21 protein-coding genes and 2 pseudogenes are annotated in these 26,982 nt (G+C 64.7%); 9 read left to right on the plus strand and 14 right to left on the minus strand.

The genetic code is table 11. The annotated features are described in order from the left end of the window. The 10 genes and pseudogenes from GSQ79_RS27735 to GSQ79_RS27780 form a co-directional block, all read right to left on the minus strand. A pseudogene (locus GSQ79_RS27735) lies at positions 1 to 375 on the minus strand (N-(5'-phosphoribosyl)anthranilate isomerase); the annotation flags it as partial. Between the two features lie 88 nt (positions 376 to 463). After that, positions 464 to 799 (minus strand): LapA family protein, encoded by a 336-nt coding sequence (locus GSQ79_RS27740; RefSeq protein ID WP_158811975.1) that lies wholly within the window; start codon positions 797 to 799, stop codon positions 464 to 466. Between the two features lie 46 nt (positions 800 to 845). Continuing rightward, positions 846 to 1,136 carry an integration host factor subunit beta gene (ihfB, locus tag GSQ79_RS27745; RefSeq protein WP_158811976.1) on the minus strand — a complete coding sequence of 97 codons (291 nt, stop codon included), beginning with the start codon at positions 1,134 to 1,136 and terminating at the stop codon, positions 846 to 848. A 143-nt stretch (positions 1,137 to 1,279) separates the two neighbouring features. Continuing rightward, the gene (gene sppA, locus GSQ79_RS27750) at positions 1,280 to 2,242 is read right to left on the minus strand and encodes a signal peptide peptidase SppA (protein ID WP_158811977.1); all 963 of its coding nucleotides are present in this window, start codon (positions 2,240 to 2,242) and stop codon (positions 1,280 to 1,282) included. 66 nt (positions 2,243 to 2,308) lie between these two features. Beyond that, complete coding sequence (locus tag GSQ79_RS27755; protein ID WP_158811978.1) at positions 2,309 to 3,541, minus strand: YbfB/YjiJ family MFS transporter; 1,233 nt, start codon at positions 3,539 to 3,541, stop codon at positions 2,309 to 2,311. A 9-nt stretch (positions 3,542 to 3,550) separates the two neighbouring features. Then, on the minus strand, positions 3,551 to 3,892 hold the full coding sequence (locus tag GSQ79_RS27760; RefSeq protein ID WP_158811979.1) for a BrnA antitoxin family protein: 342 nt from the start codon (positions 3,890 to 3,892) through the stop codon (positions 3,551 to 3,553). Further along, entirely contained in the window at positions 3,879 to 4,154 is a 276-nt protein-coding gene (locus GSQ79_RS27765; protein WP_158811980.1) for a BrnT family toxin, read from the minus strand. The genes GSQ79_RS27760 and GSQ79_RS27765 overlap by 14 nt, the downstream gene beginning before the upstream one ends. Before the next feature lie 41 nt (positions 4,155 to 4,195). After that, on the minus strand, positions 4,196 to 5,482 hold the full coding sequence (locus GSQ79_RS27770; protein WP_158811981.1) for an Hsp70 family protein: 1,287 nt from the start codon (positions 5,480 to 5,482) through the stop codon (positions 4,196 to 4,198). A gap of 120 nt (positions 5,483 to 5,602) precedes the next feature. After that, positions 5,603 to 7,351 (minus strand): 30S ribosomal protein S1, encoded by a 1,749-nt coding sequence (rpsA, locus tag GSQ79_RS27775; RefSeq protein WP_158811982.1) that lies wholly within the window; start codon positions 7,349 to 7,351, stop codon positions 5,603 to 5,605. A gap of 235 nt (positions 7,352 to 7,586) precedes the next feature. Further along, positions 7,587 to 7,904, minus strand: coding sequence for a hypothetical protein (locus GSQ79_RS27780; protein WP_158811983.1), 318 nt, complete (start codon positions 7,902 to 7,904; stop codon positions 7,587 to 7,589). Between the two features lie 244 nt (positions 7,905 to 8,148). Between GSQ79_RS27780 and GSQ79_RS27785 the strand changes: the two genes are divergently transcribed. The 9 genes from GSQ79_RS27785 to rfbA all read left to right on the plus strand — a co-directional run bounded on the left by GSQ79_RS27785 (position 8,149) and on the right by rfbA (position 18,551). Continuing rightward, positions 8,149 to 8,802: an ABC transporter ATP-binding protein gene (locus GSQ79_RS27785; protein ID WP_158811984.1), complete on the plus strand. Its 654-nt coding sequence runs from the start codon at positions 8,149 to 8,151 to the stop codon at positions 8,800 to 8,802. 31 nt (positions 8,803 to 8,833) lie between these two features. Next, positions 8,834 to 10,099 (plus strand): lipopolysaccharide biosynthesis protein, encoded by a 1,266-nt coding sequence (locus tag GSQ79_RS27790; RefSeq protein WP_158811985.1) that lies wholly within the window; start codon positions 8,834 to 8,836, stop codon positions 10,097 to 10,099. A 67-nt stretch (positions 10,100 to 10,166) separates the two neighbouring features. Continuing rightward, complete coding sequence (locus tag GSQ79_RS27795) at positions 10,167 to 11,207, plus strand: hypothetical protein (protein ID WP_158811986.1); 1,041 nt, start codon at positions 10,167 to 10,169, stop codon at positions 11,205 to 11,207. A 137-nt stretch (positions 11,208 to 11,344) separates the two neighbouring features. After that, positions 11,345 to 12,649 (plus strand): capsule biosynthesis protein, encoded by a 1,305-nt coding sequence (locus GSQ79_RS27800; protein ID WP_158811987.1) that lies wholly within the window; start codon positions 11,345 to 11,347, stop codon positions 12,647 to 12,649. Positions 12,650 to 12,653: 4 nt separating this feature from the next. Continuing rightward, on the plus strand, positions 12,654 to 14,624 hold the full coding sequence (locus tag GSQ79_RS27805) for a glycosyltransferase (protein WP_158811988.1): 1,971 nt from the start codon (positions 12,654 to 12,656) through the stop codon (positions 14,622 to 14,624). 60 nt (positions 14,625 to 14,684) lie between these two features. Continuing rightward, complete coding sequence (locus GSQ79_RS27810) at positions 14,685 to 15,488, plus strand: bifunctional 2-polyprenyl-6-hydroxyphenol methylase/3-demethylubiquinol 3-O-methyltransferase UbiG (RefSeq protein ID WP_158811989.1); 804 nt, start codon at positions 14,685 to 14,687, stop codon at positions 15,486 to 15,488. Between the two features lie 203 nt (positions 15,489 to 15,691). Then, positions 15,692 to 16,762, plus strand: coding sequence for a dTDP-glucose 4,6-dehydratase (gene rfbB, locus GSQ79_RS27815; protein ID WP_158811990.1), 1,071 nt, complete (start codon positions 15,692 to 15,694; stop codon positions 16,760 to 16,762). Further along, positions 16,759 to 17,676 (plus strand): dTDP-4-dehydrorhamnose reductase, encoded by a 918-nt coding sequence (gene rfbD, locus GSQ79_RS27820; protein ID WP_246725635.1) that lies wholly within the window; start codon positions 16,759 to 16,761, stop codon positions 17,674 to 17,676. Before rfbB ends, rfbD begins: the two co-directional genes overlap by 4 nt. Further along, entirely contained in the window at positions 17,673 to 18,551 is an 879-nt protein-coding gene (gene rfbA / locus GSQ79_RS27825) for a glucose-1-phosphate thymidylyltransferase RfbA (protein WP_158811992.1), read from the plus strand. The genes rfbD and rfbA overlap by 4 nt, the downstream gene beginning before the upstream one ends. A gap of 577 nt (positions 18,552 to 19,128) precedes the next feature. Here the strand turns inward: rfbA and GSQ79_RS27830 are convergent. The 4 genes and pseudogenes from GSQ79_RS27830 to GSQ79_RS27845 form a co-directional block, all read right to left on the minus strand. After that, positions 19,129 to 19,884 carry a hypothetical protein gene (locus tag GSQ79_RS27830; RefSeq protein ID WP_158811993.1) on the minus strand — a complete coding sequence of 252 codons (756 nt, stop codon included), beginning with the start codon at positions 19,882 to 19,884 and terminating at the stop codon, positions 19,129 to 19,131. Positions 19,885 to 20,112: 228 nt separating this feature from the next. Further along, complete coding sequence (locus GSQ79_RS27835) at positions 20,113 to 21,096, minus strand: Imm52 family immunity protein (RefSeq protein ID WP_158811994.1); 984 nt, start codon at positions 21,094 to 21,096, stop codon at positions 20,113 to 20,115. Between the two features lie 566 nt (positions 21,097 to 21,662). Next, the gene (locus GSQ79_RS27840) at positions 21,663 to 24,503 is read right to left on the minus strand and encodes a lysozyme inhibitor LprI family protein (RefSeq protein ID WP_158811995.1); all 2,841 of its coding nucleotides are present in this window, start codon (positions 24,501 to 24,503) and stop codon (positions 21,663 to 21,665) included. Between the two features lie 224 nt (positions 24,504 to 24,727). Further along, positions 24,728 to 26,982, minus strand: a pseudogene (locus GSQ79_RS27845) (hypothetical protein); the annotation flags it as partial.

A 26,982-nucleotide genomic window follows, 5' to 3' on the forward strand; every position in this document is an offset into this window, starting at 1 on the left:
GTCGGCCACGCCGTCGAACGCGGCGATCTGGTCGATATCGCGCGGTGTTGCCAGGCCGAGCGCCCGCATCACCGGCAGGCCGAAGCGCGTTCGGACATAGGCGACCCGCTGCGGGGTCTCGTGCCCATGGAGTTGCAGCATGTCCGGCGCGACAGCCTCGACGACTGCGGCCAGGGCCGCATCATCCGCGTCGACCGTCAGGGCGACTTTTTGGGCACGGCCCGCGACCTGGGCGCCAAGCGCGCGCGCCTGATCGAGGCCGACATGTCGCGGGCTGGCGTCGAAGAAGACGAAGCCGACCATGTCCGCGCCGGCGTCCAACGCCGCTCCGAGGCTGGCGGCGCTGGAAAGGCCGCAGATTTTGACGGTGACCACGCGAACCTACAGACGGAAGCCGCTCCAGCCGGAGCGAGGAAGTGTCAGGCTGATATGGCCATCCCGCGTCCAATCGGAAGAGGATGGCCTAGCGGATCATGACCCTATTGGGCGCGCCCACCGGGCCCTGATCGCGCAAACGGCGGGCTTCGTCCTCCCAGCGCTCCGCCTCGTCGCGGGCGACTCTCGCCTTCCGGCGGCTGCTGCCCTCGGTGAACCACGTGGCGACGCCGCCGATGAACACGCCGACGATCAACGTCAGGAACAGGATTACAAACATCGGCGCCATGATCGCGGCACCGGAAGCGTCGGCGCTGGAAAACGGATCGAACGAGATCGACACGATGGTGCGATTGGCGATCGCGAAGGCGAGGATGATGACGGCGACCGGCACCAGAATGAGCAGCTTCAGAAATCTGACCATTCCGGCCTCCCCCTCGATCCAGGATATCCTGCGCCGACGGAGCGTATCAGCTGAGATAGCCTTCGTTCAACCGCTCGCGCATTTCCTTGCCGGTCTTGAAGAAGGGGACGGATTTCTCGTCGACCTCGACGTGGACTCCGGTACGCGGGTTGCGCCCGAGGCGGGCGTCGCGACGCTTCACCGAAAACGCACCGAAGCCGCGAAGCTCCACCCGATCGCCGCGCGCCAGCGCCTTCGTGATCTCGTCGAGGATCGCATTCACGATCTTCTCGACGTCGCGGAGATAGAGATGGGGGTTCCGGTCGGCGATCTTTTGGATCAACTCTGACTTAATCATTCGAATAGGTCCTACCTTCAGGCCAGCGACGCAACCGCCTAAAAATCAACAACGCGTCAGAGACCACAATGGTTTTCCGATAAAATGGGAAAATCGCACAAAAACGTCCCGAAGCGCGAATAAAATGAACCGTGTGGGCGCGATCAGTCGTCCTGGATCTGCCAAACGGCCAGCAACCCGTCCAAGGCGTGGATTTCGGCGGCTTTGCTGCCTTGGTCGATCACCCCGGCCAAGCCCGTCAACCCCATCGCACTGGCGGCGCCCGACGCCATGCTGAACAGGGTCAGGCCCCCGAGCCCGGCGGTTTTCTTCCAGTCGCGCACCGGCAGACCCTTGGTGACCCCGCGGCTTTCGAGGTAGGCGATGGCTTCGCGCTCCTCACCGAGCCCGTCGACGAGATGCAGGCCGACGCCCTGGCGCCCGGTAAAGACGCGGCCGTCCGAGACAACTGCGAGATCCTGATCGCTCATGGCGCGGCGCGCCTTCACCAGCGCCTTGAACCAGTCGTAGCTGTCCGTCACCAGGGCGGCCATGGCGGCCTGCGCGGCCGGCGTCGTCGGCTCGAACCCGTTGGGCGAGGCCTTGAGGGGCGAGGATTTGATCGTCTCGACTTTCACGCCGATCTTGTCGAGGGCGACGGAGACGTTGGGAAACTGAAACAGCACGCCGATCGAGCCGACCAGCGAGTTGCCCTGCGCCACGATGTGGTCGGCGCCGATGGCTGCGATATAGCCGCCCGATGCGGCGAGCCCGCGCACGACCGCGACCGTCGGCTTCTTCGCCGCGACACGGCGGATCGCATCATAAAGCCGTTCCGCACCAGTCGTGGTGCCGCCGGGGCTCTCGATCGACACGATCATCGCCGACGCGTTGGACACTTCGATGTCGTGAATCAGCTTGATGGTCTCGCGATCGCCGGTAATAACGCCATCTATCGAGAGCCGCGCGATATGCGGAACCAGGGTGCCTGGACCGCCACGTCCCGACAGCCGCCATCCCACCACCACGACGGCGACGGCCAGCGCGAGAAACGCGGCGACGCGCCAGAACGACACCCGGCGCTGCAGGCGGCGGCGATCGACGAGCTGATCTGAAGACAAAGACATTTTTGACGGTCCCGAGGAGAGCCGGGACCCTAGGTCGACCGGTGAAACGACGCAAGATGCGCGCGGTTACGCTCTGGCGGACCAGCGCGCGCGCATGAAGCCGTACAGGGCCGCACCCAGGATCAGGGCGCCGGATGCGACACCAAGCGCCGTCGCGAACCCATGCGCCTGATCCCGCGATTGCGCGAGGACGAGCGTGACGAAAGGCGGCCCCGCGATCTGACCGATGCCGTAGAGCGCCGTCAGCAAGCCGATGTAGCGCGCCGCACGATGCGGGCGCAGGCGACGCACCTCCTGCATCGAGAAGAAACTGATCGCGGTGAACGGCAGCCCCGTCAGCAGGCTGCCGACGACGAAGCCGACGACTGTGGGAATGAACAGGGCGAGGACGACGCCGGTCGCCTGCATCAGGTAGCAGCCGACCAGCATGAGACGCGGATCGATCCGCTTCGGGACGCGCATCGCCAGGAGGCAACCGGCCACGGTGGCAAGGCCAAGAATCGGCCAGAACAGGTCGAGCCACGCCGAGCCTGGCAGCGCCTGACGCGCGATCACCGGCAGGAAGGTCGCCGTGACGATGTAGCCGAACCCCGCCAGCCCGTAGGCCAGGGCGAAGATCAGCATCTCGACCAGGGGACCGGTCTTGGCCGGCTTGACCCCGACGGCCCCGGCGGCCGGACCCACGATCGGCGCCGGGTCGCTGAGGATCGGCCAGACCACGAGACCAAGAAGCACGGCCAGCGCGCCGAACATCAGCCAGTTCGTGGCTGCCGACCAATGCAGCGCCAGCATCCCGGTCGCGGCGAAGCCGGACACCGCGATGCCGATGCCGGGACCGGTGTAGATCACCGCGCCCAGCGACGGCTTGCCGCGTTGGGCGAGGCGCGCCAGGCACCACTCCGAGACGAAGACCATGACGACGGCGCTCGCCACGCCAGATGCGAAGCGCAGAAACACCCATGCCGCCGGTGACGGCAACGCCATCCCGGCCGTGAGCACCGCGGTCGCCACCAGCCCGACCTTGACGATCGCGGCGCTTGGCCAGAGGCGCGGCGCCATCATGCAAAGCAGCGCGCCGACGAGATAGCCAAAATAGTTCGCGCTCGCGAGGCCGCTGGCGAACGCGAGGTCGATCGTGCCCTCGTGCAACATCAGCGGCATCAGCGGCGTGAAGGCAAACCGGCCGATCCCCATCGCACTGGCCAGCGCTAGGGCGCCGCAGAGGGCGATGCCGGTGGCGGTGGCCGTGGGTGGCGCGGTGCCTTCTTCGGATGTGGCACTGGGACATGCGGTCGTCATGGGATGGACCTAACCGGCCTTGCGACGGGAATCGACGTAGCGGCGGAGCACCGCGTTGATGCGTGTCTGATAGCCTCGGCCCTGGAGCCGGAAGTAGGACAGGATGTCCTCGTCGAGCTTTATCGAAATCGCTTCCTTCGTCGCCGGCCGCGCATCGATGCCGGCCCAAAAGGCGTCGTCCAGCGCCGGATGATCGGGATCGGTCGCGGCCATAGTCTCGATCTCTACATCCGTGAGACGGGCGAGCGCGGCTTCGTCGGTCTCCGATTTGACCGGCAGATAGGATCCATCATCCTGTCGTACCAGCAGCGTGCCATCCGCCAATCGCGTGAAAGATCTATCGGCTTGCATAACGCTCGCGCTCTTTTCGGTTCGCCGGCCACGCCGTGATGAGCCAGGTGACGGGGTCTCTTATCGTGTAAACGACCGTAAAGACCGCGCCGAGCGCCTTGCCGATCGTAACGCGCCGCTCTTTATCATAGTCGAAACGCCCGTCGACAAACTCCACGCGGTTCTCATCGTCGAACACTGCGGCCATGTCCCAAAGATCGAAATGACGCTCCCCGAGCAGGATCCGTCGTTTCGAAGGGTCGCATGAGAAGACGCGGTCCATCGCTCCGGTATATACGCCGGTGTATACTCCGACTACCCCCTTCAGCTGGCTTCCGCTCCCACCCGATCCGCCGCCAACAACGCCAAGCCCGAGGCGACCGACTGGAACGCGTCGCCCTGGTGGATCTTGTCCGCGGGGAAGCGCTGGTCGAACAGGCGGCGCACCGCCGGCACATAGGATGTACCGCCGGTGATGAACACCGCGTCGATCCCCGCCGCCGTCAGCCCGGCACTTCGCAGCGCCTCGTCGACCGCGCCGTCGATGCGCTTGAGATCCGGCGCGATCCAGCTTTCGAAGTCGGCCCGTGTCACCTCGGCCTCGATCTTGACGCCCTCGCCTTCGAAATGCAGCAGCGCGGTTTCTTCGCGCGAAAGGGTCGCCTTGAGGCTGCCGATCGCACGATAAAGGGCGAAGCCGAGGTCCATCTCGACGATCGTCGCGAGCGCCTCGAGGTCCGCTTCCCGGTCGCTCGTGGCCGCCAGCTTACGCAAGCCGCTCAGCGTGTCGCCGTTCTTCAGCCAGGACAACTGATGCCATTGCGAGAAGGCCGCGTGGTAGAACGCCGGGATCGGCAAGCGCTTCTCGAACGAGCGATAGGTCGCGCCCTTGCCGAGGCGCGGCGCCACGGCGTGGTCGATGATGCGATAGTCGAACGTGTCGCCGGCGATGCCGACACCGCTGTGCGCCAGCGCGTCGGCCTTCAGCCGACCCCCGTCGCGCGAAAAGCGGAGGACGGAAAAATCGCTGGTGCCGCCGCCGAAGTCGGCGACGAGCACGGTTTCGTCCTTCGTCAGGGTCCGCGCGTACCAGTACGCCGCGCCGAGCGGCTCGTAGGCGAGATCGACGGAGGTGAGGCCGACCTGCGCATAGGCCGTCTGCAGCCGGGCGCAGGCCAGCGCCTCGTCCGCCGTGCCCCCGGCGAAGACCACGGGGCGGCCGCCGGCGATCGCGCAGCCCGTCGGGATCGCGGCCCCTTCGAGCAGATGCCCGAGGAAGGTCGACACCAGGTCCTCGATGGTGAACCGCTTGCCGTAGAGGCGGGTCTCGGAAAACAGCCTGCTGGCGAGATGCGTCTTCAGCGACTGGATGAAGCGCTGCTCGCCGACAGGCTTGGCGGCGCGGGCGATAGCCTCGGGGCCGGCGACATGCATCACCGCCCTGCCCTCACGCCAGACGGTCAGCGCGGTGCGAAACGTCGCGGTCGGGCCCTCGGCAGTCGGCCAGCTCAAGCTCTCGACATCGCCATTGGCGAAGGCCAGCGCCACGACGCTGTTGGTCGTGCCGAAATCGATGCCGACGCCGACCGGCTCGCGCGATGATCGCGTCATGACACTCCTAGAATCCAAGAACAAAAACGAATCCAAGAACAAAAAACCCGCGCGGGGTGAGCCGCGCGGGTGGGACGAGAAGTCGCCTTCTCCCGCGTGCGGGAGAAGGACAGCGTCTACTTATTCGTCGTCTTCTTTGGCCGGAGCATCGGCGGCGCGGGCCTTGAGGGCCGCACCGAGAATGTCGCCGAGCGAAGCGCCCGAGTCGGCCGAACCGTACTGCGCGATGGCTTCCTTCTCTTCGGCGAATTCGAGCGCCTTGATGGAGACGGAAACTTTACGCGCGCGGCGATCGAACTGGGTGATGCGGGCATCAACCTTTTCGCCGATGGCGAAGCGCTCGGGACGCTGATCCGCACGGTCGCGGGCCAGTTCGTTGCGCTTGATGAAGGCGACGAGATCGGAGCCGGCGATCTTGACGTCGATGCCGCCTTCTTTCACGTCGATGACTTCGCAGGTCACGACAGCGCCCTTCTTCATGCCGTCGCCGCTCGAAGCGTCGTCGCTCGGCTGCGGCGCGAACGCGTCGGCGCCGAGCTGCTTGATCCCGAGCGAGATGCGCTCCTTCTCGGTATCGACGTCGAGCACCTTGGCCTTGACGATGTCGCCCTTCTTGAAGTCCTCGATCGCCTGCTCGCCTGGCTTGTTCCAGTCGAGATCCGACAGATGGACCATGCCGTCGACGTCGCCGTCGAGACCGATGAACAGACCGAATTCGGTCTTGTTCTTGACCTCGCCTTCGACTTCCGAGCCGATCGGATACTTCTCGGCGAAGCTTTCCCACGGATTGGCGAGGGTCTGCTTGAGGCCGAGCGAGATGCGACGCTTGACGGAATCGACTTCGAGAACCTGCACGTCGACTTCCTGCGACGTCGCGACGATCTTGCCGGGATGCACGTTCTTCTTGGTCCAGCTCATCTCGGAGACGTGGATCAGACCTTCGATGCCGGCTTCCAGCTCAACGAACGCGCCGTAGTCGGTGATGTTGGTCACGCGGCCCTGGTAGCGGCTGTTGATCGGGTATTTGGCCTCGATGCCCTGCCACGGATCGTCGAGCAGCTGCTTCATGCCGAGCGAGATGCGGTGGGTGTCATGGTTGATCTTGATGATCTTGACCTTGACGGTCTGGCCGATGGTCAGCACCTCGGTCGGGTGATTGACGCGGCGCCAGGCGATATCGGTCACATGGAGCAGACCGTCGATGCCACCGAGGTCGACGAACGCACCGTAGTCGGTGATGTTCTTGACCGTGCCGTCGATGACCTGACCCTCTTCGAGGTTGGCCACGATCTCGTGACGCTGCTCGGCGCGGGACTCTTCGAGAACCGTCCGACGCGACACGACGATGTTGCCCCGACGACGATCCATCTTGAGGATCTGGAAGGGCTGCGGCACCTGCATGAGCGGGGTGACGTCGCGGATCGGACGGATATCGACCTGGGAGCGCGGCAGGAACGCCACGGCGCCGTCGAGATCGACCGTGAAGCCGCCCTTGACCTGATTGAAGATGACGCCTTCGACCTTTTCCTGGCGCTCGAACGCCTTCTCGAGCTTGACCCAGCTCTCTTCGCGGCGGGCCTTGTCACGCGAGATGACGGCTTCGCCGAGCGCGTTCTCGATGCGCTCGAGGTAGACCTCGACCTCATCGCCGACGCTGATCGGACCTTCACGGCCCGGACCCTGGAATTCCTTGAGGGCGACGCGGCCCTCCGTCTTCAGACCGATGTCGATAACGGCGACATCTTTTTCAATGGCAACGACGATGCCCTTGATGACCGAGCCTTCGAAGGCTTCGTGCTCGCCATAGGTCTCGTCGAGCAAAGAGGCGAAATCCTCACGCGATGGCGTGTAGGTCGAAACGTCTGACATTCATTCTCCTGAAATGCCCCTGAGGGCAGCACCGGCGGTTCGTGTTGTTGGGTCGCTTCATCCCACCGGCGTCCGTCACGAAATCGACGAAACCACCGCGTTGCCGCGGGCCGGCGCAAGGACGGCAGGAAGAAGCAGGCTAGGAGGCTCACATAGCAAAGCGGAGCGGCGGCGGCAAGAGTTGCGTCGGCACGCCTTAAGACCGGGCGCAACTGCCTGGTACGAGGCTCGACCGTCAGCGTAGCGGGACGGTGCCGACCGCGCGTTGATGCTTCATCCGAGCCCAATCCGCTGGATCGCGCGTCGCCCGAACGAATTCGATCCCTTTGCGCGTGAGCTTGCGAAACAGCCAGAGACCGTTCGCATCCGCGCCCGGCCCCTCGATATAGTCGAGATCGAGCAGCAGGTTCAGCCCGTCCTCGAAGACCCGCTCATCACAGTCCAGGTCGGCGGCTTCGTCCCGCAGGTCGATGATCACCGTAGCGCGGGGCGAGACCTGCCGCGTTTCGAGATAAAGAAGCGCGACGCGCAGAAACTCGACATCATGGGGCAAGGCGGGCATCGACAAAACAGGCATGAACAAGACAGGCTTGGGCCTTCATCGCAGGCCCCTGGGGTTCGCCTGCTCGGGAAGGGCTCAGACTCGCAGAAGCGCCTGGCCTTGTCGAGACGGCCGAGCGACAGCATCGCCGCCTCCGAGGATTCCGCCACAAAAAGGACCGGGAAGGTGATAAGAGGCGTTTCGTTCGACGGCGCACGCCCTCGTGGTCCCGGTGAAGCCCAGGCAACGGTACCCCATGATCGAGCTCGATAATGTCTACAAGTTCTACAAGACCGACGGCCACAAGAAGATAATCCTGGATCACATCACGACCAAGTTCGAGAGCGGGCACTCCTATGGAATCATGGGGGTCAACGGCGCCGGCAAGTCGACGACGATGCGTCTTTTGTCGGGGACGGAGTTGCCGAACTCGGGCAAGATCAAGCGCAACGTCAGGGTGTCATGGCCGCTCGGTTTCGCCGGCGCCTTCCATCCGCTGATGAACGGCCGCAACAACGTGACCTTCGCCGCCCGGGCCTATGGGCAGAACGTGCGACGCGTTCTCGATTTCGTCGAGGACTTTTCCGAACTCGGCGATTATCTCGATGCCCCGATCAAGACCTACTCGTCGGGCATGATGGCACGTCTCGCCTTCGGCCTGTCCATGGCGATCGAGTTCGACTGCTATCTGATCGACGAAATCACAGCCGTCGGCGACGCGCGCTTCCAGGCCCGCTGCGAACAGGTCTTCGCCGAACGCCGAAAGACCTCGGATCTGATCGTGATCTCCCACTCGATGGGGACGATCAAGACGTTTTGTTCGCGCGGCGCCGTTCTCGTCGATGGCAAGCTGATGATGTTTTCTGACGTCGATCAGGCGATCGACATGTATAATCGACTGAATCGATGAGCATCGGACCAAACCCAATGGCTGCACGCCGATGAGCGACGAACGGATTGGAACGGCGGTTCCCACCGTCTTCTCGCCGCGCGAACGCGCCCAGCTGGTCGCGAAAGCGCTCAGCGAGGCCGCGCGTCGCGCCCGGTTCTCGACGAAACATCGTCGCAATTTCACCAGCGGCGGCTTCCGGGCGCGCCGCGGCGAAAAGCTTTTCCGCATTCTCCGGATCGCGAGTTTCGTCGGCGTCGTCGCGGTGCCGAGCTTTGTCGTCACCTGCTACTATCTCTTCGTCGCGTCCGACCAGTACACCTCGGAGGCACGGTTCACGGTGCGCGGCGGCATGCCGCCCAAGCTTGACGGCATCGGATCGCTGACCGGCGTGCCGTCGATCCTGATCATCCAGGACACCCAGATCATCATGAACTACATCCAGAGCCGCGCCATGGTGGAGCAACTGGACAAAGCGGTCGGCCTGCGCGCGCTCTACAGCAACCCGGCGATCGACGCGCACAGCCGCCTCAAGGACAACGTCAAGATCGAGAAATTCCTGCGCTACTGGAAGTCGATGATCGAGATGTCGGTGCAGATGCCGGCCGGCATCGTCGTCTTCACGGTCAAGGCGTTCTCGCCCGACGACGCCACCCGCATCGCGGATGCGGCTCTGGAAGCGAGCGAGATCCTGGTCAACCAGATGAACGACCAGATGATCAAGGACACGATCGACGTGAGCGAGAAGGAGCGGCAACGCGCCGAAGCCAACCTTGCGACGACACGGGCCAATCTCGAGAAGGCGCGCAACGAGGAAGGCATGCTCAGCGCCGACAAGTCGGCGGAGGCTCTGAACGGGCTGATCACCCAGGTGCGCGGCGAACTGGCGAAGATGCAGCAGGACTACGATACCCAGCGCCGCTACGTGACCGCCAATTCCCCGACGATCCGCAACCTGCAAGCCAAGATAAGCGCCGCCAACGACGAGATCGCGCGCCTTCAGTCGCACCTGACGCAAAGCGCCGACGGCGAGGCCACCAAGAACCTGGCCGGATCGATGTCGAAGCTCGAATACATGACGCTGGAAAACCAGATCGCCGAGAAGATGTATGCGGCGTCGCTGACTTTGCTCGAGCACGCCCGCCTCGCCTCCGAAACGAAGCTGATGTATATCAATACCTTCGTCAGGCCGGTGCCGGCGCAGGAGGCCAAGTATCCGCGACGCGCCTTGGATATCGGTCTGTTTATCGCGGCTGCCTTAGCGTGCTGGGGCGCGCTGATCGGCATTCTCGGCTTGGTCCGGAACAAACTGGCTTGAGCATGCCGCGCGACCCATCGATCGGGAGCCGGTTGCTCGCTTCCTCTTCCCACGACGCCGGGTAGATATGCTTTTCAGCCTCCAGGAGGATCACGGCAGCTCGATCAACGTCTATGTGGTGCCGGATTCCGGCGGCACCGTGCCGTCCATACGGGTGCGAAGCGAGGGCGTCGAACTCGCAACCCTGAGCGCCAACGTGACCATCGATGCGCTCGTCCACGCCGGCCGGCATTCGACGGGCCGGTGCGGCTTCGCGATCGACGACAGTCACGTTCCGAACCTGGCCGGGCATAACGATCTGGAGATCGTGGAGGCCGAAACCGACATCCTCGTGTATCGACGCGCCATGCCGGATCGCCTCCCGGACATCAATTTATTCCGGTTCGAGACCCACCTGCTGCCCCTGTGGCGGATCGACGACGCCCTGAAATCCCGGTTCCAGTACTGGTACAAAGGCATCGATCGATTCGGCCGGGAAACGTCGACGCAGGTCTTCTGCCTCAACAACGGCACATCGTCCTACGTCAGCGGCCGCCTGCTCTACAAGAATTACGAGTTCTACCTGAGCAAGGGGATCAAGACGGTCGCGATGATGCGCGACCCCTACGACGAACTGGCGGAGCGGCTCATCCTCCTGAAGAACATCGGGACGCGGGCCGAAGAGGTTTTGGGCGCGCGCGATGCGATCACCTTCGCGCCGGTCATCGAGAGCCTCGCGGAAAGCGAGGACTTCGACGAGACCTTTTGCAAGCGCTTCTTCAAAAAAGCCTCGGACGAGGTTCTGATGGCCTTGGCGAATCCCATCGTGCGCCAGTTGACAGCCTCAACCCCTGACGAACTGCCGAACCATGCGAGCGTCGCGGCGGCCTTGGACGTGCTGTCCACGTTCGAGCTGATCGGCCGCCGGACCGAGAGTGCCGACTTCAATACCGGCCTCGCCGAACTTCTCGGCGTTCCCGACGCCGCGATCCCCCAGGTGCCCGAATATGCCAGGGTCACCGACCTCGGCGCACGCCTGCGCGGCAACCCGTCGATCGAAGCGTTCCTCGAAAAAGACTTGGAATTGTTTCACTTCCTCGCCAAGGCATTCACGTCGGCCGGGCGCTGATGGTCGCGGGTAATCGATCGTTCACTATAAAGCGTGAGGTTGCTATAGAAGCGTCGAATTGACGGAGCGATTTCGTCGCTTCGAGGACGTCGTCGCGTTGACGGGAGCACCATGCACTTGAGTAGGCGGTTTCTGCGATGAGCGACGTTCGAGATCCCGAAGAGCGGATCGAGATGCCGGTGCTCGAAGTCGAGCCGCCCCGCGGGCGCACCCTCGCGTCGCGGGCTCTGGCACCTCTGCTGCGCGTTGCGCGGCTCGAGCCGCCGCGCCCGCGGGCCGAGATCCTCGTGCAACCGGACGGCAGCTTCGATCTCGAGCCGGAACCGCGGCGAAAACCGAACATCGTCCTCATCAGCCTGATCCTCGTCGTTCTCCTGCCGATCCTGACGGCCGGCCTCTACCTCTTCTTCGTCGCCGCCGACCAGTACGCGGCCGAAACACGCTTCGCCGTGAAGACGGCGTCCGGCGGATCCGACGACAGCGGCGGCAAGGGCGAGACGTCGATCGCCAGCGTCATGACGTCCGGCGGCTCGCTGGGCGGGCAGGAAGCCGACATCGTCGCGAACTACATCCAAAGCCGCGCCATCATCGACGACATTGCGCGCACCGTCGACGTCCGCGCCATCTTCCAGCGGCCCGAAGCGGACTTCTGGGCCAAGCTCCCGACCAATGCCTCGACCGAAGACCTCACCGCCTACTGGAAGAAGATGATCTCGGTCTACATCGAAAGCACGTCGGGCATCGTCACGGTCGAGGCCCGCGCCTTTCGCCGCGAGGATGCGCTGCTTCTCGCCAAGGCGATCGTGAAGTCGAGCGAAACGCTGGTCAACGATCTGTCGAGCAACGTCCGCGCCGATGCGGTCAAGCACGCCGAGGATGAGATCCGGCGCGCCGAAGCCGACGTCCGTTTCGCACTCGCGGATCTCACCGTCTTCCGCAACACGCAGGGCATCATCGATCCGGTCAAAAGCGCCGAGCAGAGCGGCAAGCTCCTGCTGCAGCTGATGGGCGACAAGATCCAGACCGAGAGCCAGCTCTTCGTGTCGCAGCGGACGACAGGTCCCGACGCCCCCGGCGTCGCCGCGACGAAAGCACGCCTGGAAAGCATCGACGAGCATATCGCGACGTTGCAGCAGCAGCTTGCGGGCGACAAGACGACGAAGGCGAATCTGGCCTCGACCATTTCCAAGTTCGAACAACTGGACCTCAAGCGGCAGTTCGCCGAACGGATGTACGGTTTCGCCCGCGACGGCATGGACCGCGCCCGCTTGATCGCCGAGCGGCAGTCCGTCTATCTCGCCGTCTTCGTGCCGCCCTCGTTGCCCCAGGATTATTCCTACCCCCTCCGCTTCTCGGACTTCGCGCTCATCGCCATGGCGGCGATGGTGGCGTGGTCCTGCGGCGCGACGATCTGGGCCTCGGTGCTCGACCATCGGCTCTGAGGCTTTGACGCAATCCACGTTCAAGCTTGTCCCGCGACACGACGTCGAAGCGCGGGACAATGGCTACGAGGCGTTGTCCGCCGATCCCTGGCTGACGATCGACGATCCCCGGCTGCTTCGCGACGCCGGGCGCTTCGTCGAAATCACCTACCGTGCGAGCTTTTGGGACGAACCGGTGCGCCCCGTCTTCCGCTTCGAGACCGCGGACGGAACCGTCACCGAGCGGATTGCGGCCGGTCCTGTGGCTGGTGCGGGACTTTGGATCGGACGCATTCCGCCGCGCACGATCCGCGTCGACGTCAGTCCGACGAACCGTCCCGGCCCCTTTCGCTTCGAGATCGAGACGATCCGCAGGCGATCCTGGCTCAGCCTCCTCGCCCTCGGCTTCACCCAGAATCCGCGCTCGACGCGCAGCGCGATCCTGACCCGGCTGATCGGCTGGGGACCGGAATCCGATATCAATCTGGCCTGGGCGATCGGCTCGACCCGGCTGACGGACTATCCGCGCTGGCGCCGCAAACGGCATAGGCCGCTCGACCTCGGCGGCCTGGACGCACCACGCTTCGATTGGAGCACGGCGCCTCCGATCCATCTGTGGATCGACGCGCGACGCAGCGCGGTCGGGCTCGAGGCCACGGTGCATGCGCTCGACGCACAGGTGTTTTCGCGCTGGACGGCGGCGATTATCAGCAGCACGCCATTGCCGCTGCCGGACGATGCGCGCCTCCGCCAGACCACAGTGGCCGGCCCTGTCCCAGCCACAGCAGGCCTGGTCGGGTCGCTGCGGCCCGGCGACCGGCTCACGCCGGGCGCACTCGCCTGCCTTGCCGAAGCCGCACACCGCTATCCCGACCGCCAGGTCTTCTATGGCGACGAAGAAACCGAAACGCCCGAGGGCCTGGCCCCCGTGTTCAAGCCGGGCTGGAGCCGCCGTCTGCAACAGCGGCAGCCATTCCTTGGCCGCGCCGTTTTCCTGCGGGCCCCGCTGACGCTGACGGCGGAGCAGAACGAACGCTTCATCGTCGACGCGGCGATCCCCGATGCGCTCGCTTCCCGTCTCACCAACGCGACGGCGATGCCGCTGCGCCGCGTTTTGCTGCAGACGAGAGACGCCCCGGCCGCCGGCCCGGTCGAGGCCCATCTCATAGGGTCGGCCGCATCGGCGACGATCATCATCCCGACGCGTGACCAGCCGGCGCGCCTGAGCCGGACGATCGAAAGCATCAGAGCTCATCCCGGCTCACGGCAACCGGATATCGTCGTCATCGACAACGGCAGCGTCGAGCGCGATACGAAGCGGCTGTTCGAGACATTCCGGCAAAGCGGTGACGTCCGCGTCCTCGGCCATCCCGGTCCCTTCAACTTCTCGCTGATGTGCAACGAGGGCGCCGCCTCGACCGATGCCGAGATCCTCGTATTCCTCAACGATGATACCGAAGCGCTGAGCCCCGATTGGCTCGACCGGCTGACGTATTGGGCCTTGCAGCCCGATATTGGTGCGGTCGGCGCAAGGCTCAGCTATCCCGACGGTCGGCTACAGCACATCGGCGTTCTGCTCGGGATGGGCGACAGCGCGGGACATTTTGGCGCCTTTGCCCAACCGGACGATCCGGGTTGGAGTAGCCGTCATCAGGCTGTCCACGATGTCTCGGCCGTCACCGGTGCCTGCCTTGCGGTGGCGCGGCGCAAATTCCTCGCGGTCGGCGGCTTCGATGCCCTCAACCTGCCGATCGAGCTCAGCGACATCGATCTCTGCCTGAGTCTCGCCGAGCGAGGCTTTGCCACGATCGTCGATCCCGGCGTCCATCTGCTCCATGAGGAATCCGCGAGCCGCGGCGGCGCGACGTTCCGGCGGCTTGACGTTTACGAAAGCCAGCGCGCCTATTTCAAACGGCGTCGGCGGGCGAACCTCCGCGACGACCCGTTTTTCCATCCAGGCCTCAGCCTCTACAATTGGACGGCAGCGCTTGCCTGAATGGCGGCTTTCGCGCAGAGATTTGCCGACACCCCTCGCCGCACCGCACGGAGCACCACGTTGAACATGATGGCCAAGCGAGGGAAAGGCACGACGCCCTTTGAAACCTACGAGGCCCGGACGCCGAGCGCCCAGAACGCGATCGACGCGATCGATGGTTGGGTCGGCGCCTTTCCGCCGGAATTCGGCTTAACGGCCGGCGACCGCTATCTCTTCAACGATGGCCGGCTCGAATTCGCGGCGGAGCAGTTTGGCGCGTTGGACGGCCGCGCCGTCCTCGAACTCGGCCCCCTCGAAGCCTCCCATACCTGCGGCCTCGTCGCCAAGGGCGCCGTCGTCGATGCGGTGGAAGCCAACAAGAAAGCCTTCCTCCGCTGTCTGGTGACCAAGGAGATCACGAAGCTGCAGAATGCCAGCTTCCATCTCGGCGACGCCGTGAAATGGCTCGAGGACAGCCCGAAGCGCTACGACTTCATCTTCGCCTGCGGAGTCCTCTACCACATGCCCGACCCGGTGCGCCTGCTCGAGGCCATCGCCGCGCGGACCGACGCCGTCTACCTCTGGACCCATTACGTCGATGTCGATGCCTTGCCGCCGGGCGACCAGCGACGAAACGACTGGAACGCGACGGCCGAAACCAAGGACCTGGCGGGGCAGTCCATCCGCCTGTTCCGGCGCAGCTATCTCAAGGCCAACGAGACGGCCGAATTTTGCGGGGGGGCTTTCGACGACCACCGCTGGATGGATCGCAACGACATTCTGAAGGTGTTGGCACTGCTGGGCCTCAGCACCATCACGGTGGCGCACGAGGATCATTCAAGCCCCTTCGGATCCTCGTTTTCGGTTTTCGCACGTCGGCCATGACGGCCGGCCCTGACTTGAAGCGAGGGGAATCGTCGCTTATCAGGGGGCTGTCGACGCGGCGATGCGGCGGGCCAATTTCGATTTGACCGTCGCCAGCGACACCGTTCGCCCCGGTCGGAAATGCCGGAGCGGGCTGGGATGGCAGACGAAGAGACCGTATCGGCCCGCGCTCTCCACGGCCCAATCTCGATTAAGGATCGCCTATGACGTTACGTTTTCTGGTGACCGGCGGCGCGGGCTTCATCGGGTCGGCCGTGGTCCGCCACCTCATCGAGGACACAGCGCACGAGGTCTGCGTGCTCGATGCGCTGACCTATGCCGGCAATCTCGACAACCTCGACCCCGTCTCCAACAACCCGCGTTATCGCTTCGAGCAGGTCGATATCACGGACGCGCCCGCTGTTCTGCGGGTCTTCGAGGCGGTCAAGCCCGACATCATCATGCATCTGGCCGCCGAGAGCCACGTCGATCGCTCGATCGACGGGCCTGCCGCCTTCATCAAGACCAACGTGCTCGGCACCTTCGTGCTGCTCGAAGCCGCCCGCGCCCAGTGGCTGGCGCTGGACGAGGCGGCTAAGGCGCGGTTTCGCTTCCATCATGTCTCGACCGACGAGGTGTTCGGCTCCCTGGGCGCAAGCGACTTCTTCCTCGAGACCAGCCCCTACCAGCCGAACTCGCCCTACTCCGCCTCCAAGGCCGGCTCGGATCATCTCGTCCGCGCCTGGCATCACACCTACAAGATGCCGACGGTCAGCTCGAACTGCTCCAACAACTACGGGCCCTACCATTTTCCGGAAAAGCTCATTCCGCTCGTCATCTTGAACGCGCTGGAGGGCAAGCCCATCCCGGTCTACGGCAACGGCGCCAACGTCCGCGACTGGCTTTACGTCGAGGACCACGCCCGCGCGCTGGTGACGATTGCCACGCAAGGCGTGCTCGGCGAGAGCTATAATGTCGGCGGCTGGAACGAGCGCTCCAATCTCGACGTCGTCCACGCGATCTGCGACCTCGTCGACGAGATGGCCCCGAAGCCCGGCCACAGCGCGAAGGACCTCATCACCTTCGTGACGGACCGCCCTGGCCACGACCAGCGCTACGCCATCGATGCCTCCAAGATCAAACGCGACCTCGGCTGGGTGCCGCGCGAAAGCTTCGACACCGGCCTGCGCAAGACGGTGCGCTGGTATCTCGACAATCCGCAATGGTGGCAGCGCATCCGCTCGGGCGGTTACCGCGGCGAACGGCTCGGCCAGGGCGCGGAGCAGGTTGCTTGAGCGGCCCGTTGCTGGTGTTCGGCGCCGCCGGCCAGCTCGGCCGTGAGGTGATGGCACTGGCCGCCGCCCGCGACGCGAACGCCGTCGGCCTCGCGCGCAGCGCGGTCGACATCACCGACGCTGACGCCGTCGCCCGGGCGATCGCCGACGCCAAGCCGCGGCTGATCGTGAACTGCGCCGCCTACACCGCCGTCGATCGCGCGGAAACGGAGCCGGAGCTGGCTGCGGCGATCAACGCCACCGGCGCCGGCGTTCTGGCGCAGGCCGCGGATCGCGCCGGCATCCCGATCCTCCACATATCCACCGATTACGTCTTCGACGGCAGCAAGACCGGCGCCTATCGCGAAGACGATCCGATCGCCCCGCTGGGCATCTACGGCCGGACCAAGGCCGAGGGCGAGGCGCTGGTCCGCGCCGTGCCGCGCCACGTCATCCTGCGCACCGCTTGGGTCTATGGCGAATACGGCAACAATTTTCTGAAGACGATGCTCCGGCTGGCCAGGGAGCGCGACCAGCTCCGCGTCGTTGCCGACCAGCGCGGCTGCCCGACGGCGACCATCGACATCGCGGAAGCGATCTTTGCGGTCGACGCGCTCCTGCAGGCGCCGGAGTCTGGCGGACAAGGTTTCGGCACCTATCATTTCGCGGGCACGGGCGCGACGACCTGGCATGGCTTCGCCCAGGCGATCGTCGAGGCCCAGGCCGGGCACACCGGCAAGTCTCCGCCGGTCGCGCCGATCACGACCGCCGACTTTCCGACGCCGGCCAAACGGCCTGCCAATTCGGAACTCGATTCCAGCCTGTTCGCCAAGACCTTTGCCTATCGCGCGGCATACTGGCCGCTGCGCATGCGGCAGGTGATCGAAACCCTGTTCGAAGAGCCCTCCGACCAAAGGACTGCAAAGCCATCATGAAGGGCATAATCCTCGCCGGGGGCACCGGCACCCGCCTGTTTCCGCTGACCTGCGTCGTCTCCAAGCAGCTGCTGCCGGTCTACGACAAACCGATGATCTACTATCCGCTCAGCACGCTGATGATGGCGGATATCCGCGACATCCTCATCATCACCACGCCGCACGACCAGGCCGCCTTCGTTCAGCTGCTCGGTGACGGCAGCGCGATGGGCATCCGCCTCACCTATGCGGTGCAGGACGCCCCCAACGGGCTGGCCGAGGCTTTCATCATCGGCCGCGACTTCATCGGCGACGATCGCGTGGCGCTCGTGCTGGGCGACAACATCTTTTACGGCCACGGCCTGCCGGAACTGCTGGCCTCGGCAGCGCGGCGCGAGAGCGGCGCCACGGTGTTCGGCTATGTCGTCGCCGATCCCGAGCGTTACGGCGTCGTCGAGATCGCCGCCGACGGCCGCGCCTTGACCATCGAGGAAAAGCCGAAGGTTCCGCGCTCCAACCTGGCCGTCACCGGTCTGTATTTCTACGACAACGCCGTCGTCGAGATCGCCGCCTCGATCAAGCCCTCGGCCCGCGGCGAGCTGGAGATCACCGACCTCAACCGCGTCTACATGGAGCGCGGCGCGCTCAACGTGGAGATCATGGGGCGTGGTTTCGCCTGGCTCGACACCGGCACGCACGACAGCCTGCTCGAAGCCGGCCAGTTTGTCGAAATTCTCGAGCGCCGCCAGGGCCTCAAACTCTCCTGCCCGGAAGAGATCGCCTACAATGCCGGCTATATCGACGCCGACCAGCTCACCGCCTGCGCGAAAAAATACGGGAAGTCCGGCTACGGCGCCTACCTGCTGAAGCTCATCGTGACCGAACACCGGACCTGACGCGGAGGCGCGCGTCATACCGTCAGCGCTGCAATTCTTCGGAATTTGGAGGGTGAACCTGTGGCGGGGCCTGGAACGCGAGTATCGAAGCCGCGATACCGAGGACGCCGGACAGAACGGCGACACGCCACCCCCGCCTTACCCCGATCGCCCGGACGTAACCCGCACCATAGCCCAGAATTAGAGGCCTACGGGGAGCAGGAGCACCTGCGATCGGCGGCGGCTCCACTGCGGGACGTCATGTAGATTGTCATACGATTTTGATCCTGACCGATCTATTGGCGAAGTGAGTTGCGCGAGTTCACTCCTCTCTCGCCAACCTGCGTTGGGACTTTGACATTAACAATTGACGCCGCTTCGCTCGCAAGGAAGGCGGCGCCTTTCATTTCGGAGCTGTCACCCGATCAGCGACGCAGCGCTCGAGTTGGTTCGCTAGAAGAAAGGACGCGTCCGACAGAGCGATCCCGATGGCGAGGAACGATATCCAAAGCTGCATTACACACCCCACGTCGAGCTCCGGCGAACGTTCGTCGTGACGGATCTTGAACGAGAGTTCTTCAGTAGAAGCGACGGCAGCTCATGGCCAATGCGGCAGAGAAAGAAGGTGTGCGCCGACATTGTAGATCAGGAGGAGGGCTGCGGCGTATCCGGGAAGCACAGAGAGATAAAAGCTTGCCACCCATATCTTTTGTAGACTTCTATCCTTAACCCGCTGCCCTTCTTCAAATTTTGATAGGCGCGTAAAGAAGCTTTCCGGGGTCGCGTCAACGATCTGGTTGAACTTCGCGTGTGTAATTGCACGCTGTCTCATCACAAATATTTCCCATGTCACAAAGGAAATAAGTGAAACGCCAAGTAGCACTGCAACGATATCGATCTCTCGTGGAGTTAAGCTAGTTTGTGCGAACGACCATAGTCCAAAAAGGCCGGCATACCCCGCTAGAATGATTGCTTTTGTATAAGCCTCTGCCTTTTCGAAGATTTGTAAGTTTGATTTTGTAAGATCCTCAATCCGCTGCTTCACATCCGCAGCGCTCATCGCAGTGGGCGGGTCTACGGTCTGATTTGGGAGACACCCTATGGTGACTTGGACATCTGCGCGCGGGTCCCAGTTCACCCACTGGACCTTGTAACCCGCCGCCCCCGCGCTTGTCGGAATGCTGATATTGTCACCTGGCCTCGGTACTCCAGCCAGCAGCGTATCGAAAAGGTCAGGAAAAGGAGGGCGCCCGTCGACTATGCGGGCCTGTACCGCACTACGTGATGCCGGCGGCAGTTTTGGAGCTGTGGCTTTCCCGCTATCTTGCTCAGCGTCGTCGGCTTCTTCGCTCATTCGCGACGGCAATCCACTCAGCAATGAACGGTGGTCATCATGTGGTCACCGGGATACAAAGTATCATAGAAAAAACCGAAACAGCGTAATCCATCGCTATCATTGTTCAAATTAGTGCGCCAGTTCGAATGAAACTGCGAACACGTATGTGCTTGAAATTCCGTGGTAAGTTCACGCGTTAGCTTCGTTCGTTCGTCGCGAACGCGTGTCTGTCGCCGGGCTCGATCTTTAGAGGTACGCCTCGTCGATCGGGTAGTCGAGGCGGTTCAGCGGATGCAGCGCGGCTTCGATTGCAAGGGCGCCAGCAAGATGCCGCGGCTCGGCGGTGCGAAACATCGCGTCGGTCGCAGCCATGAACAGGCCACCGTTAGGACGCCGCTCGGCGATGATGCCGGGGGGCGGCGTCACCAGCGACGCAAAGTGGGGCGACACGTAGCACATCCAAACGGCGCGGAAGGCGTGCTTTGGGCCCCAGTGGTCCCTCATGTCGTCCGGCCAGGCCTCGACCCAGGTCGTTTCCCAGGTTTCGGCGAGCAGCAGCATAACCTCGCGCCAGAAGGCGTATCGCAGGAACGACGGGTCGGGCTCGGGGCCGAGTTCGAAGTTCATGCGGTTGGTGAACGGCGTCACGCTGAAGCCGGGCCGACCCTCGGGACGCGCGCCTGCGCTGCCGCTCAGGCTGATCAGGCTGCCGGGCGCCGTGCGATCGGCTTGTGCCATGAGCTTGTAACCATTGTCGGGGTCAGGCTCGGCTTCGCCGGCATTGCCCATGTTGCGGGCAACTGCCCCGGCCATCCGCGGCCGGATGCCATCCAGTGGGTAGACGCCGCCTTGGCCTTCCGTTTCGCCGATCTCGTGATAGTCGCCCCAGGACCACACATCGAGCAACGGGTTAAGCGTGCGCAGCGCATCGATCGTGCTGAGAAAGCGCGCGGCGATGGCCGTCGGCGACTCCTCGCGGCTGCCCCATTCGGCCTGCATCAAATACGACTCGTACCGTTGCATCAGCGGATCCTCGGGTTGGGCTTCGGTACACGCGATAAGGCAGAGCGCACGCTCTACAGCGGCCCAGGCTCCGAGGCCCGATCCGGCTTCCGGAAGGCGTGCGAGTCGTGTGCCGCACCCGAGCTTCAGGCCAGTGTTGGTGATCGATAAGGCAAGCGGCATTCCGACGATATTTTCGGCGTGCGTGCGGCGCTCCAGCTCCGACATGGACGGCTCCAAATGGACGGAGCGAGTTTAAGCCCAGCGTGGTAAGAACGGTAGAGCCGCGGAACACGGTCCATCGGACATCGTCTGACCGCGAAAATGTCAGTGCAACCGGAATTGGTTGCGAAATGACCTGTCCGCCGCCATGCGCATGTTCGCAGATTTATTTCGAATGGTGCAGATTTTGGTGCGCCCGAAGAGATTCGAACTCCTGACCCCTAGATTCGTAGTCTAGGCTGAGCCCTTGAAATCATTGATGTTGGTTACTCAGTGCCCGTCCAGGATGGTGGATCTGTGATGACCGTCAACGTTCGGCGTTTCTTGGGTCGAGGTTACCATGGCCGCACGCGACGAGGGTTCGCCGCGGACGCATCAGCGATCCAGGCGGGCGGAGGCTCGAGCCGAGCGAAGGGGTCGATCCATGCCGTCGGGCGTAGACCTATGAAATCGTAAAAGGATCCGGAGGCGGTAGACCACGGTCAGCATGGTTTGCTGACGCTGCTGCGCCCCTTACGGCCTCGAAGCATCCACTTTAGTTCGTTGAACTGAATGCTCTTTCAGGCGAAATCTTACTCCACCTTCCAGACGCTGCTGAACGAGTGCCCGACCTTCCAGGACGCGATGGCCGCGGTATCCTGGCACGGCGCATCGACCGGATCGCGCGTCACGCCGAACTCGTGGTCGACGAGGCGCCCGACCTCGAAGCACGCGTCGCGGTAGTCGCCGAGGACCCGGTTCTTGAGCCGGACACGCACGGTCGTCAGCGCCGCTTCCAGCGCACGCCCCTTCCAGGCCGCGGCGCCGTAGTCGTCGAGGTCGGAATCGACCGACTGCAGCTCCCAGCGATCCTTGAGCTGATCGACGTACCAGGCCGCGAGCGCCGGGAACTCCGCCGGCACGTTAACACCAACATCGCCGGTCTTCATGGCGCCACCGGCGATGACGAAGTCCTTCACCTCGTTGGCGATGAGCGCCGCGCTAGCCGCAGCGATCTTGCCGTACTTGTCGCGGAGCGCCGCCTGGCGAGCTGCCTGCGTGTTCGCCTCGTCGCCGTTGCGCAGCGCCTGGAGCCTGCGCTGTTCGTCGGCTTGGCGGCGGCGTTCGAGCGCCTCACGCTCGTCCTGCGCCTTGCCTGACGCGATGGCCGCGTTCTCGGTCTCGAGCTGCTTGTTCAGAACGGGCTCCGGGAAAAGCTGGTAGGCGATCTTCTCGCGGCGGAACGCGTCGAGGAGCAGCTTCAGGTCGACGGCCGACGCGTAGACCGCAGCGCAGCGCGACCGCTGGACGTCGGCGAACACGTCGTCCGCGCTGTTGGATTCGAGCGCCTGATGCGCCCGTAGACGGCCGACGGCGGGATCGGCGATGCGCCCGAGGATCGCCTCGTGCGCGGCGAGATCGGCCTTCAGGGCGCCGCAGATCGGACCCGACTGCACCGCCGGCAGCACGAGCAGCGCGAAGCCGTCGAGGGCGTCGTGGTCGATGTCGGCCTCAAGCTGCTTGCGCTTGGTCTCGACGGACTGGATCGCGGTCTCGGCCTGGGCATCGGTGACCGAGAGCAGCGGCTTGACGTGGCCGGTCTCGACCTCGTTGAGGAGGCCGGCGGCATAGGCCGGATCCTGCTTGAGGAAGACGCCCCGCTCGACCGCGACGATGTCGACGCTCGGCGCACCGTCGAAGCCGCAGGGCGCAGCCTCCACGAGGAGCTGCTTCAGAGCGTACTTGGCCAAGGCGACTTGGATGCGGTCGCGGATGGCCGTGCCCGCGTCCTTCTCGTAGATGCAGACGCTGGCGATTCCCTGCCCGAAGACGAGGTCGCCGCGCAGGTTGCGCACGACGTGCGGCGCGCTCGGCGCCGCCGTGTACATGAGGACGAGGTCGCCGAGCGAGCCGTCGAGCAGGAAGCGGTTGTGGTCGGTCGTGACGATGTCGAGGTTCGCCGGTGTGCCGCCCTCGGCGTCGGCGTGCGGCTTGTCGTCGACGGCGTTCATCGACAGCAGGAAGTTGTCCTGCAGGCCGTACTGCCGAAGGGCCGCGTCGACGGCGGCGGTCGCCTCGCGAAGCTGCTTGAGGTCGGGATGGGGCAGGATCGCCTCGATGCGCTTCACCAGACCGATCGACGAGGCGGCCGCCGCAGACGTCGGGTTCTGGGCGATGTAGGAGACGAGGAAGCGCTTCTGCTGCTCGGCGAGCTTCACCGCGTCGCCCATCAAACGGGCGCTCTCGCGCGACTTCTGCTCGGCCCGGGCGGCGAGGTACTTCGCGAACGTCGGATCGTCGCGGAACGCCTGCGAGAGCGTCGTCTGCGCGGCCTCGATCTGGTCGAGCTCGCCGTTCGAGAGGGCGGCGTTTGCGGAGGCGATCGCCTCCGCGATGGTCAGCATGCGCGGGTTGCGGGGATCGTACTTCAGGAAGTCGGAGGCCTGCTCGACGAGCTCCTTGGTCGCGGACGTCCCGGACACGAGCCGCCTCTTGCGGTCCGCCTCCTTGCGCTCGGCGTCGGCAGCCTGTCGCCGCTCGGCCTCGGCCTGGGCGGCTTCCGCCTGCGCGGTCTTGCGGGCCTGCTCGAGGGTCGTCACGACGTCGTCGCCATGCTTACGCAGCGTGCGGGCCATGAATTCGATCGAGGCCTCCATGTTGCGGCGGATGCAGTCCTCGGACGAGCCGCAGGCGTTGCGGTCGTTGAACTGCTTGGTGACCTGCTTGGCGACCGCCGGGTCCGGCTTGCCGTGCTGCCGCCTGAAGAGGTCGCCATATTCGGCATCGAGCTTCGAAAGGGTCGCCGAGCTGCAGATCGCGAACTCGGTCGGCATCCGGGCCTTGGCGCAGTCGAAGTTCGGCACCGCCACCTGCCCCGAGGTGACGCCGGACGTCATCATCTGCTGGCGCCGCGCGATGGCGTCACGCCGCTCATAGAGGCTTGTGTGGACGGCGCCTTCGGTGAAGGCCGCCTTAAGGGCGTCGGCGCGCGACACCCGCGTGCTAACCCCGCCGTCGCCTTCCGAGAAGTCCTCGTCGCATCGGCTGGTGAACGTGCCCTGCGGCGTGTTGATCGAGCATTCGACGTTGAGCTTCAGGGTGCGGCTCGCGACAGAGGCGCAGGTCTGACGGATGGCGGCTATGCGTTCGTCGTTGGGTGAGACGCCGCCAGCGATCAGCTGTTGGATCGAGCCGCCTTCCCGCTCGACGCCGGCCGCGATGCAGGCGCGGTCGTCGCCCGACAGGCGACGCCACTCGGTACGGTTCTGCTCGACAATCGCGGCACCGATGATGCCACCGAACATATTGGCGATGCTGTTGGCATCCTGCGCGGACGCGGTACCTGCCGACACGAAGTCGAGGACGAAGGACAGAACTGTAACGAGGCCGAGTATTGTCGAAGGACGTGGCGGCTGCTGGAACATCGTTCTCATGACTTTCTGCGATGGTAGCCGTGGATACGATCTTTACGCGCGGGTGACTGTGATCTCCCGGCCACGTTGCCAGTCATTTCCGTTGGGGCAGCAGGGCTTGTAAGCCAAACGCTAAAGACGCCGTAAAGCCCTACGTCCGGCCGGTAGGTCGGATGCCGTCGCAACGTCGTCTAGTCGGACCGGCTCGAAGAGACCGTTCTGCAGAAGCGCCTGAATATGGCGGCTCAGCGGTTCCCGGCCGCCAGCAACGCCGTCCATGACGTCTCGGCGTTGCGAACGGCGTTCCGCGCCGCGTCGTCGATCTTCAGGAACAGGCTGCAGGGCCTGTTCTCGCCCGTCCTGAGCGGCAGCTCCAGAACCAGCCCCTTCAGGATGACGTCGAGGTCCTGGACGATCGAGTCCTTTGCGATACCCGCGCGGAACGTCGCATCGGGGGCATCCTTGAACGCCGTCATGTCCAACGGTGAGGCGAAGCGGGCGTCGCGCACCCTCATGTCGCCCGGGCTTTCGATCGCGAGCGCATCCGACCTGGATGGCATGGCTAGTGTGACGACAAACGATCCGGCCGCCTTGTTCGGCGTCACATCCAGCACCGCATCGGGCAGAAGCGGCGGGATGGTGACGGTGACCCTGAGCGACGGCGGAGCCGCGTCCGCGGCATCCGGGCCTGCGAAGCGCCAACTGGCCTCGCCCGTCGCGTCACAGCCTCGACCGCCGAGCGTCGCGGCGGCAGGCGGAATCCACGGCTGTGCCTTTTCCGGCGTCGACGCCGGCTTCGCGGTCGAGCGGATGGTCGCGAACTCGGGCTTGCGGGACGCTGGCTCCAGGCGCGCGATCTCCGCGGCGGCGGCGTCATGCTCGACGAAGGAGAGCGGGCAAAGCGGGACCGCGGCCTTCAGCATCGGCAACGCGAAGCCGCGTTGGCCCTGGTTCAGCAGCCACTCGGCCCCATAGAAGTAGGCCTCGCACCGCTCGTCTCCGGTGCGGGCGACCGCTATCGCGGCGGGCAACGTAAGCTGTCCAAGATAGAGCTCGACGAGCGGTCCCGGCCAGTAGGTCCGATTGAGGAGCGGCGCCCAGAAGGCGAAGGTATGGTAGGGATCCGTGCCGGTCTTCGAGAGCGCGTCGTAGAGCGACAGGACGATATACGGGTCGTTGCCCCGCGAGGCCGCGACCGCCAGGTCCGAAACCGCACCCTTGAAGTCGCCCTGATCGAATCGGAAGCGTCCGCGTGCGGCCAAGACGGATGCTTCGGCGGGTGCGATGCGGACCGCCTCCGCGAACTCCGCCGACGCGGTCCTGTTATCCTTCCGCCTGACGGCGAGCGCTGCCCGGTCGATATGGCCCAACAACGCCCCCGGCGGCTCGAGTGCCGCGGCCTCGCCGAGCTCCGCCTCGGCCTCGACGGTCCGGTCCCGCGCCAGGAGGAGCGAGAAACGAAGGTGTTGCAAGCCGGCGTCCCGCGGTTCGAGGCCGGACGCGCGGTCGAGGTCGGCTTGGGCCATGTCGTCTTGGTGCCGGTTCATCGACTCCTGGGCACGCAAAGCTAGCAGCGAGGCATCGTCGGGACGCCGCGTCAGGGCGCGCGAGAGATCGTCGTAGGCCACGTCGTAGCGTCGTCGACGGTCCAGGATTTGGACGTGCATGGCGATCACAGGCAAGGCGTCCGGCGTCAGCGCCAGGGCGCTCGCCGCGTTCCGCGAGGCGCGGTCGAGATCGCCGGTCGCGCCGGAGAGCTGTGCGCTCGCGACGAGGACCGCCGCCAAGACGCTGCGGCGCGAGGCGTCGAACACGTCGAGCGCGCAGCCCGCGCCGGCCATGCTCAGAACGACCGTGGCTACGGCGACGACGCCGGTTCGCATCGACCAGCCGGACGCCGCGACGAGCAGAGCCGCAAAGGTTGCGAGAATGAGGCTCGCATCCAGGCCGGGCAGCACGACCGTCAGCGCCGCGCCGCCGTCGAGCGCTTCGGCCACGAGCCCGATGAGCGTAGCGGCAGCGACAGCAAACGCGGCGACAAGGATGAATCCGACGTACCGCGCAAGCCTTGATCGTCCCATCATCGCGATCGCCTGCGTGGCGGCTTCCCTGTGGACGGTCCAGACCATCCCCTTCAAAGCGGCAAGGCACAGGATCGCGAGGACGACGAGCAGGCAGACGTTGAGGAAGGTCCAGCTAGGCAGCGAAAACGCGGCCGCGATGTAATTCACCGGCGTCGGGAAGACCGGCGAGCCCGCGCCCAAAAAAAGCGGGAGGTCGAAGAACCCGTGTATCAGCACCGCCCGGAAAAGCGTCCTGCCGATGCGGGTCACCGCGGCGGCGCGCCCGATGCCCTTGGCTCGGGCGAGGCCGTAACCGACATAGATGCCTAGCAGCGTGTGGAACGGCACGGTGAGGAAGGCGCGGGAGACCGCGATGCGCTCCCACGAGGCGGCCACCTTGAGGACGGTGCCGACGTTCTCGAGCAAGGCGAAACCCA

Source organism: Beijerinckia sp. L45, from assembly GCF_009765775.1.
Lineage (GTDB): Bacteria > Pseudomonadota > Alphaproteobacteria > Rhizobiales > Beijerinckiaceae > RH-AL1.